General features: G+C 41.1%; 1 protein-coding gene. It reads right to left on the bottom strand.

Annotated elements, in window-relative coordinates; translation table 11 throughout:
* A partial coding sequence (locus L323_RS38145; protein WP_038276178.1) for an AMP-binding protein occupies positions 1 to 506 on the bottom strand: 506 nt, incomplete at both ends.

Genomic DNA, 506 nt, shown 5'->3' with positions numbered 1-506 from the left:
TTGTACCGCTGTCCTTTAAAATATACCTTACTCTTTCCTCAGGATAGTCAGGGCTCACAGGCAGATACGCTCCCCCTGCCTTTAGTACCGCAAGTATACCCGTTATCATTTCAAGGGAACGGTCAAGCATTACCGCAACTATGCTGTCCTCATTGACTCCCTGTTTTCTCAATACTCTTGCAAGAGAATTGGCACGTTGGTTAAGCTCTCTATATGTAAGCTTTTTATCCCCAAACATTACCGCAACATTGTCAGGAGTTTTTTGGGCCTGCTCTTCAAAAACGCAGGAAATGGTTTTTTCTCTTGGGTATTCATATTCTGTATTATTAAAATCCGATAGTATCTGGCTTTTTTCCTCTGGAGCCAGCATTTCTATTTGTGAAATCTGTATTTGAGGGTTTTCTGCTATGCTCGCCAATATATTCTGAAAATGGAGTGCCAACCTCTCCATGGTTTCTCTTTTAAAGAGAGCTGTACAGTACTCCAGATTGAATGTTATATCGTTG

Source organism: Ruminiclostridium papyrosolvens C7, from assembly GCF_000421965.1.
Taxonomy (GTDB): domain Bacteria; phylum Bacillota; class Clostridia; order Acetivibrionales; family DSM-1351; genus Ruminiclostridium; species Ruminiclostridium papyrosolvens_A.
Note: the sequence above shows the minus strand (reverse complement) of the source record. Positions and strands in the feature narration are given on the sequence as shown.